Origin of the sequence: Halorubrum persicum, from assembly GCF_002727125.1 — an archaeon.
In the GTDB taxonomy this organism is placed as follows: Archaea; Halobacteriota; Halobacteria; order Halobacteriales; family Haloferacaceae; genus Halorubrum; species Halorubrum persicum.
This window is the reverse complement of sequence record NZ_NHOA01000137.1, coordinates 1-8,657: the sequence shown is the minus strand read 5'-3', so window position 1 is coordinate 8,657 and position 8,657 is coordinate 1. Positions and strand designations below refer to the sequence as shown.

The following is an 8,657-nucleotide window of genomic DNA, read 5'->3' as shown; positions in this document are numbered from 1 at the left end:
GCGATTCAACACAGCCGTTCCAGCCGATACCGATTCAACCAACCGCTACGGTCTCCTTTGAACTCAGTTGACGTCGATGATCTCGATGTCGAACGTCAGCGTTTCGCCGGCGAGACGCGGATTGAAATCCACTCGGACAACCTCGTCGTCGACGTGGACAACCTCTCCCTGACTCCCATTCTGGGCCTCGAGGTACGAACCTTCTTCAGGCGTCTGGCCGCCGAGCATCTCTCGGAGCTCCTCAGTTTCGAACTCCTGGATGTTCTCGTCGCTGGGCTCGCCGTAGGCCTTCTCCGGCGGGATCGTCAGGGTTTCTGTCTCTCCAGCTTCTAAGCCGATCAGCCCCTCTTCCATTCCTTCGATGATCTGTTCGTCACCGATCTCGACCGTCAACGGGGTGTACTCTCGGTCGGGCTGGGCCTCGGCAAGCCCCGTCTCCTCGGCGACGGCCTTCCGGGAGGTGTCGAATACCGTTTCATCATCAAGTCGGCCCGTATACTCAAGCGTCACAGAATCGCCAGTAGCTATCGTCATACGATCGCAAGTAGTGCCGCACGGAAAGTCTATGGCATTGAGAGATTTCCCGCGTACAGGATCGAGACGGTCTCTCAGGGCTGTTGGTTCGGGAAGACCATTACCGGCACGTCTGCCTCGCGAATGAGCCGATTCCCAGGGTCGCCCGCGAGCGTCTGCTTCCACGTGTCGATGTCGCGCGGCGTGAAGGCGACGAGTGTCGCCTCAGTCATCCCGACTGCGTCGACGAGTGCCTCCGTGACCTCGCGCGCCTCGAGGGTCACCCACTCGAACTGGAGGTCACGACGGTAGAGGATGTCTGAAAACGTCTCGTAGGTCTCTCCGGCGAACTGGTCTCGCCCGGTCTTGATCGTCGTCTCGGCACCCGTCCCCTGCGTGACGTGTGTCACGATGAGCGTGGTCCCCGCGTCGAGATGTGGGCGAATCGCACGCGCCGTCGCCTCTGCGTCTTCGGGACTCGCGATCGGGATGAGAATGCGTTCGAACAGCTCGTCGTTCATACCAGCAACAGTCCTCTGGGCGAGTATAAGTCGCAGGGGCCGTTCCCAACATGCGGCGAAACGCCTATGCGAATGGGACATTTGAGGGGTTCCACGACGCAGAGAACCCACCGTCACTTCCAATTGTGAAGCGCGTCCCGGAACACCTCTTCGACATCATCTTTTGTCACGGGTCGCGGATTACACCGCAGAAGTCGCTGTTGACTCTCGACGGTGCTCTCCGCAAGTTCTCCAACATCGTCGGTGGTGATTCCAGCGAGTTCATTGAGTCCACTCGGCAGAACGTTGAGGTCACGCTGGAGATTGACGAACTCCTCGCGGGCCTTATTCGCAGCTTCGTGTGTACTCATCCCGGAGGTGTCAGCGCCGAGCATCTCCGCAACTTCTGCAAATCGCGGCGGATCACTGGCGACGTTGTAGCCCAGCGTGCTCGCGGGCGTGAGTGCTGCGATTGTCTCGCCGTGGTTGGTGTGATAGTTGTTTCCAACCGGATAAGCCATCGCGTGTGCGAGGCTCGCACCTGCCGTAAGCCCGGCGATTGCTCCGAATAGCGCTCCTTTCAACATTGCGCCCCGCGCCTCGATATCATCGCCGTTGTTGACAACGCGGCGAACGTTCGAAGAGAGCAATCCGATCGCCTTCTCGCTGAACATCTCTGTGAATCCCGTCCGTCCGGCGTAAACGGGGCGGTCAGCCGGATCTTCGGCTCGTAGCAGATTGTCATAGCGATGCGTTGTGTATCCCTCAATCGCGTGGCCGAGAGCGTCCATCGCGGTCTTCGCCGTGAGATCCGGAGGGAGAGTCGTCGTGAGTGTCGGATCGAGTACCGCCGCATCAGCGCGGACATGGGGGCTCGAAATCCCTTCCTTAATGTTCTTTTCGGGGACTGAGAGGATGGCGACGGGAGATATCTCCGACCCAGTCCCCGCCGTTGTCGGCAGCAGAATCAGCGGCGCTCCAGAGTCTGTGAGTTTTTCGCCAGCACCCGTCGGTGCTGCCACGTAGTCGAGTACGTCTCCCCCGTTAGCGACGACCGCTCGGGTCGCCTTTGCGGTGTCCATACAACTGCCCCCACCGAGCCCGAGATAGAAGTCGTATCCACCTTCACCCATCTCTTCACGGACGAAGTTGATACACGCTTCCACAGCACTAATACTGGGCTCCCGCTCAACACCGTCAAACACATCGACGTCAAAGCCATCAGATTCAAGTTCGTCGACGATCCGGCCAACGTGGCCTACCGAAACCAGGTTCTCGTCGGTGACGATTAGCCCCCGCTGATCGCCGGTCGTTCCGATCTGATCAAGTTGATAGCCGAGTTCGTCAGCCGCGCCGGCACCGACGCGAATTGCGGGCATCTGTACTTCCCAGACGGTTTCCGGCGAGAGCTCATGAGGATCAGCTGAGACGGAGCGATTGTAGCTCACAGCCCCCACCCCGGTTGTATCGCTTCAAACTGCTCCGGATCATGCCCGAAGACGACCTCCGCATCGTGGCGTCTCTCTAACTCGTGAATTTGATCCATACTCTCGGCCCATTCTGTTTTGCCCCAGATGAGAGGTCCGCCGAGAGGTGTCCCGTTGTTGTAGTTTTCGTCCATGTACGCTTGATCACCGGTGAACACGATCGTCCCGTCGTCGTCAAGATGGACCACAGAGCCGGTCAGCCCTGGCGTGTGACCCGGGAACCGGACGAACTCCAGGTCGGTGAAGTGCTCCTCGCGGTCACGGTGCAGTACGTGCCAATTGAGGTCGTGATCGAAGTCTTCGAGGACGTACGCGGCGCTGCCTTCATCTGTCTTTGCGCTGTAGTACGCGAATTTCAGCTCCTCTTCGTGGACATAAACTGGCGTGTCGGTACCAGCAAAGAATTCTAGCCCACCGGCGTGGTCAAGATGAAGGTGACTCTGGAACACCGCGTCGATGTCACTGATCGAATATCCCGCCGACTCTAGGTCGTCGTCAAGTCGGTGTTCACTGGCATCATGCGGGTAGAACGCCTGAACGAGTCCTTCAGGCCAATGACCGTCGGCCGCCTTGTGGTGGGAACCGGTGTCCCACAGAATTGTTGCTTCGGGATGGTCAATGACAAGGTTCCACACCGGGATCTCCTCGTATTCAGTGTCCGGATTCGGCTCCTCATGTGAGCCGATCGTGTTGGCCTCCATCATATAATTCATATCGCAGTACAACCCACCGCGGTCGATGACGTGTATCTCAGCGTCTACCATACCTCGGCTTTTCTTGTTAATATACTAAAAATTAATGTTGTTTCGAGAACGGTGTTCTGACCAAGTTAGAAAGATACAGTTGAGCTCTTCGTAGTATCCGACTTCCCGCTGGACACGCAACGACGAGGAGGCAGACTCTTTTTCGCGCCCACCGCTGGCGTGTTTCTTTTCGGGAGATTACGATCAATACTGTCAGGGTCGACCTTCTCAGTGCTCACTGGCTGTCGATTGAAGCGGCCCCGAACGGCCAATTTTGATCGGGGTCAATGCGGTGGGCGGATTCACGAACTTCCGGGAGACGGCGACGAAGACGAACTCGCCCATCTTGGCCGTCGGTCCATCGGCGTCGTTCCGTCGAACGAGTTCCCGTCCACGGAAACTGAACCGGAGACGGCTGGTCACCCGCCGAGGAACTGTTGCCGGACCTCCTCGTCGTTGAGTAGCGCGTCGCCGTCATCTTCGTACCGGTTCTCACCGTTGGCGAGGACGTAGCCGCGATCGCAGCGTCGAAGTGCCTCCTTGGCGTTCTGTTCGACCATCAGCACGGTCGTTCCCGCGTCGTTAATCGTGTCGATACGGTCGAACATGTCACCGACGAGGTCAGGCGCGAGCCCCGCGCTCGGCTCGTCCAACAACAGCACGTCGGGATCAAGCATCAACGCACATCCCATCGCAAGCATCTGTTGCTGGCCGCCTGAGAGGGATCCGGCCTTCTCGTCGGTACGGTCCGCAAGGACTGGGAATCGGTCGTATACCGCCTGTTTCCGCTCTTCTGGAACCGTCTCCAGCACGTACGCCCCAATCCGAAGATTTTCTTCAACGGTCAGTGTCGGAAAGACGTTGTTCGACTGAGGAACGTAGCCGATCCCCTCGTGAACGATCTCCTCAGGTGCCATCCCGGCAATATCGGTGCCTCGGAATGTGACCGTTCCGCTGAGACAGCTTGCGATTCCGACGATCGCCTTCATCACCGTCGATTTGCCCGCACCGTTGGGTCCGACGACGGTAACGTACTCTCCGTCCTCGACGTGGAGATGTATTCCGGACAGCACCTTGATGTCGCCGTATCCGGCGTCAAGGTCGTCGATATCAAGCAGACTCACACTCCACCCCCAAGGTACGCCTCGATGACGCGATCGTCCGACAACACGTCTTCCGGCTGTCCGTCGACGAGGACTCGTCCCTGTTGGAGCACGACCAGTCGGTCGACCAGTTCGGTCAGCGTCTCGAGCTCGTGTTCGATGATGACGACCGTCATCCCGTTCTCGTTGAGTTCGCGTATGTGTTCGGCGATCTCATCTGTCAGCGTCGGATTCACACCAGCGAACGGCTCGTCAAGCATGAGCACGCTGGGGTCTAACATCAGCGCCCGAGCGAGTTCCAGAAGCTTCCGCTGGCCGCCGGAGAGGTTCGCGCTGTACTCGTCGGCGAGATGATCGAGTTCGAACGTCTCAAGCAACTCGTCCGCTCGAGTTCGCACGGACTGCTCCACGGTTTGCATCGACTCGGTTCGAACCAGCGCAGGGACAGTCTGTTCGCCGGGCTGGTCGGGAGCAGCGAGCCGAACGTTGTCACGAACGGTCATCGTCTCGAGCTCTCTCGTGGCCTGAAACGTTCGAACCAACCCGCGTCTGGCAAGCGCCTCCGGCGGGTCGCCGGTCACCTCCGTCCCGTCGTACGTAACAACCCCCTCGTCCGGCGTGACGACGCCGCTGATACAGTTAAACAAGGTCGATTTCCCCGCGCCGTTCGGGCCGATCACGCCGACGAGTTCACCCGCCTCGACCGACACTGAAAGCCCGTCTACGGCTCGCAGGCCCCCGAACTCCTTCACGAGCGCATCGGCAGACAGGAGACTCATCGGTCCACCCCCAGTTCCTGAGCATCGCCCCAGATCCCAGCCGGCCGGTACCGGATCACGGTGACGAGGATGAGTCCGACCACGATAAGCCGAATCGAGGCGAACACGTCAGAGGGAACCGGCGTCACGTCGAGCGCGAACCGCGAGATGAGCCGCAACCCCATGATTATCGCCAACCCGGCCAGCACAGCCCGATGGTTCGCGGCGCCGCCGAGCAACATCCCGATCCACACCGTAACCGTCACTTGGATCGTGAAGAACCCTGGCGCGACCGCGCCGTTGTAGAGCGCGAACAGCCCACCAGCGAGCCCCGCGAGGGCCGCCCCGTAGACGAACGCTTGGGTCTTGTAGGTGACTGTGGACTTGCCGACCGACCGGGTGACGAGCTCGTCCGCCCGGATCGCCCGGAGCACGCGACCGTACGGAGCGCTTGTGAGTCGGGTGACACCGGCAAGTGACACCAACGTGATGCCGCCGATAACGAGTAGCGTCGCGATCAGCCGCGTATCGGCGTCGCCGGCGAGCGCAGCGATCGGGCGCGGAACGCCGAGGATTCCGACGTTGCCTCCGAATATCCCCTCGAAGTTGACAAATACTGAGTGGAGTATCTCGGCGGCGGCGAGAGTCACGATGGCGAGGAAATCCCCTCGGAGCCGGATCGAGGTGGCGCTGACGGCGAGTCCGACCAGCGCAGCAGCGGCGACGCCCACGCCGAGGGCGAGGGGCCAAGGGTATCCAAGCCCGATGCCAGCGAAGGTGTCCTGTGCAGAGAGCATCGCCGTCCCGTACGCGCCAACCGCGAAGAACGCCACGTGACCGAAGTTGACGAGGCCGGTGTGACCGTACTGGAGGTCAAGTCCGAGCACGAGTAGCCCGTAGATAACGAACAGGATCCCGACCTCCACGAAGACGTACAGCGCGCTGGGAAGCTGCGCCCGAAGCGGCGTCAACGCGAACAGGCCGCCGATGAGCACACAACAGACCCCCGCAAGGAGGGCCAGGTCACCGTTGCCTGTCGGGACCCGATCGAGGAGGCTCATGCCTCACGCACCTCCGCTCCCGCGATCCCGCTCGGTTTAACGAGCAACACGAGGATCAGAATGCCGAACGCGATCGCAGAGGAGAGGCCGCTCATCCCCGACGGGAGAAACGCCGTCGACAGCGCCAACACGATTCCGATGAGATACGCTCCGACGATCGCGCCGTAGGGGCTCCCCGCACCGCCGAGGATGGCCGCCGAGAGGATCTGGAGGATCTGACTGAACCCCGTCGTCGCGCTCACATTCGTCTGAATGGCCAAGAGCACGCCCGAGAGCCCGGCGAGGATACCAGCGAGCACCCAAACACTGTCACGGATCAGTTGGGTATCGATTCCCCGAACCCGCGCGAGGCTCTCGTCGTCGCCCATCGCTCGCATCGCGATCCCCACGTCCGTCCGCGTTAGCAGTCCGTAAATCGCGACGAAGACGGCGACTGCAGACGCGACAACGATCAGTTGTTTTGAGGTAACGAAGAATCCCCCGAGGAGATCCACGGAGCCGACCGAGAGGTCCGGAACCGCATCGAATCGGAACGTCGTTGTCTCGGTGTCGTAGTACCGGGCCTCACGCCCCGCGACGAGGCGGATGGCATTTCGAAGGGCGATCCCGAGACCGATCGACGTCAGCAGCAACGGAACCGGCCCGGTCTGATTTATCGGCGTGAAGAACGCGCGTGCGAGTACGATACTCACCAGTCCGCCGCCGGCCATCGCGACGAGCACGGCGACCGGGAGTGGGATCGGCAACGCGGTCGCCGCGAACAACCCGATGAATGCACCGAGGGTCAGGTATTCGCCGTACGCGAAGTTGATCATGTTCACGATTCCGTAGATCAGATTGAAGCCGATCGCCGCGATCGCGATGTACGAGCCCGTTATCACCCCGAAAATAATGTTTTGAAGTAGCCCCATCGAGATCAGTACTGGCCTTCCTCGACGAAACTCCGGACGTCCGCGGCGGAGACCTCACTCGTCTGAGTGAACTCGCCGTCCTGTGCCGTGTTGATGCTGACCGTTCCGAACACATTGCCGTGTTGGGTGAAGTTGACCGGGGTTGCGGCGCCTTGGTAGGTGATCTCTTCGCCGTTCGCGAGCGCCTCTTTCCCCTCGGCGAACGTGCTGACCGCTGTCCCCTCGCCTCTGCTGACCGGACCGAGATTTCGTTGGATCGCTTCCGGCGTGGCCTCGCCCGCTCGCTCGATCGCGAGCGCAGCCACTTGAACGGCGTCCCAAGCCGGTGGCGTCCAAGCGTTGATATCCGCATCACCCGCCTCGGTGTAGATCTCTTCGAACGTGTCGTAATTCGGCCCGGATTGACCGGGCGTGGCTCCCCAGGCACCGTTGAGATCGCTGCCAACCTGATCGAGCACCGCCTGCGATGTCAGCGTGTCCGAAAGGATCGGCTGTCGACCGTATCCGCCGTCGGACCAATCGCTCAGTGCAGTGATCGCCGACTCCTGTGGGAGGCTCATGAGGAACGCGTCGAACTCAGCCTCGAACAAGCGGCTAAGCGCTGATTGGTAGCTTGAGGCACCGAGCTCGACCTCGACCCGTTCGGCGACCGTCCCTCCGTTGGCTTCGTAGGCAGAGACGAATCCCTCGACGTAGCTCCGCTCTCCCTCGGTGGTGCCGTTGATTACACCCAAGGTGTTGAGTCCTTCTTCGATCGCGAAGGCGGCGCTCCCGCTCGTGTGGACCGTGTCGCCGACGACGGTTCGCCACACCCATTCGTCGTCACTCACGTCCTCCGGAGTGCCCTTATCGCCGCCACGAGTATCGAGGAATGTCGATCCAGGCCACGGAGTGATGACTGGCGTCGAGAGATCCTGAAGGAAATCCCAGAGCGGATTGATCTCACTCGAGAACAGACCGACGATAGCCGCGACATCGTCGTTCTCGACCAACTGTGTCGCCACGGTCCGCGCCTCCTGTGGATCGACCGCGGTATCGCGGCGGGCGACTTCGAGTTCCGCGTCGAGCGGGCCGCCCGCCTCGTTGATATGGTTGACGGCGGCGTCAGTCGCCTGTGAGATGCCAGGCTGGAGGAAATCCCACTGGCCGCTAAGCGACGCCGGCTGTCCGAGCGTGATCGTCTCGGGGGCGTCGGAATCGCCCGTTCCACCGTCGGTGCCGTCGGTGTCGTCGGTGCCGTCTCCGCCGTTGCTCCCTCCGTCGTCTCCGTCGCCTCCGTCGCCGTTCCCCCCGAACCCGACACAGCCGGAGAGACCCGCGATACCGCCGACCCCGGTGATGGTGACAACCGCGCGACGACTTACATGTGTATTGTTATCAGACGACATCTGTACTAGAACACCTGAATGTGATTAAATAAAACTTGTGTCAGGAAACGAACAGTGGTTAGACACGCTGACCCATGCGAAGGCGAACGCTTGTAACCAATTCTCAGCGGTGGCTGGTTCGCAATGGCCAGAATTATTTGGGAACTGATTTGTTTTCCGTTTTACTTCACGAAAGCGCTCTTGTGTAGCACAT

Annotated in this window: 9 protein-coding genes; all 9 read right to left on the bottom strand. The window is 60.5% G+C overall.

Features of this window, described 5'->3' with window-relative positions; all coding sequences use genetic code 11:
- Window positions 1-63: 63 nt before the first annotated feature.
- The 9 genes from DJ69_RS14695 to DJ69_RS14650 all read right to left on the bottom strand — a co-directional run bounded on the left by DJ69_RS14695 (window position 64) and on the right by DJ69_RS14650 (window position 8,464).
- Window positions 64-510, bottom strand: coding sequence for an FKBP-type peptidyl-prolyl cis-trans isomerase (locus tag DJ69_RS14695; protein WP_245851715.1), 447 nt, complete (start codon window positions 508-510; stop codon window positions 64-66).
- A gap of 98 nt (window positions 511-608) precedes the next feature.
- A complete protein-coding gene (locus tag DJ69_RS14685; RefSeq protein ID WP_099256291.1) occupies window positions 609-1,034 on the bottom strand; it encodes a universal stress protein in 426 nt (141 codons plus the stop codon).
- A gap of 113 nt (window positions 1,035-1,147) precedes the next feature.
- A complete protein-coding gene (locus tag DJ69_RS14680) occupies window positions 1,148-2,461 on the bottom strand; it encodes a hydroxyacid-oxoacid transhydrogenase (RefSeq protein ID WP_099256290.1) in 1,314 nt (437 codons plus the stop codon).
- Entirely contained in the window at window positions 2,458-3,264 is an 807-nt protein-coding gene (locus tag DJ69_RS14675; RefSeq protein WP_099256289.1) for an N-acyl homoserine lactonase family protein, read from the bottom strand. Before DJ69_RS14675 ends, DJ69_RS14680 begins: the two co-directional genes overlap by 4 nt.
- Window positions 3,265-3,662: 398 nt before the next feature.
- Window positions 3,663-4,367, bottom strand: coding sequence for an ABC transporter ATP-binding protein (locus DJ69_RS14670; protein WP_099256288.1), 705 nt, complete (start codon window positions 4,365-4,367; stop codon window positions 3,663-3,665).
- A complete protein-coding gene (locus DJ69_RS14665) occupies window positions 4,364-5,125 on the bottom strand; it encodes an ABC transporter ATP-binding protein (RefSeq protein WP_099256287.1) in 762 nt (253 codons plus the stop codon). Before DJ69_RS14665 ends, DJ69_RS14670 begins: the two co-directional genes overlap by 4 nt.
- Complete coding sequence (locus DJ69_RS14660) at window positions 5,122-6,165, bottom strand: branched-chain amino acid ABC transporter permease (RefSeq protein WP_099256286.1); 1,044 nt, start codon at window positions 6,163-6,165, stop codon at window positions 5,122-5,124. The genes DJ69_RS14665 and DJ69_RS14660 overlap by 4 nt, the downstream gene beginning before the upstream one ends.
- Entirely contained in the window at window positions 6,162-7,076 is a 915-nt protein-coding gene (locus tag DJ69_RS14655) for a branched-chain amino acid ABC transporter permease (RefSeq protein WP_099256285.1), read from the bottom strand. The genes DJ69_RS14660 and DJ69_RS14655 overlap by 4 nt, the downstream gene beginning before the upstream one ends.
- 5 nt (window positions 7,077-7,081) lie before the next feature.
- Entirely contained in the window at window positions 7,082-8,464 is a 1,383-nt protein-coding gene (locus tag DJ69_RS14650) for an ABC transporter substrate-binding protein (protein WP_099256284.1), read from the bottom strand.
- Window positions 8,465-8,657: the final 193 nt, after the last annotated feature.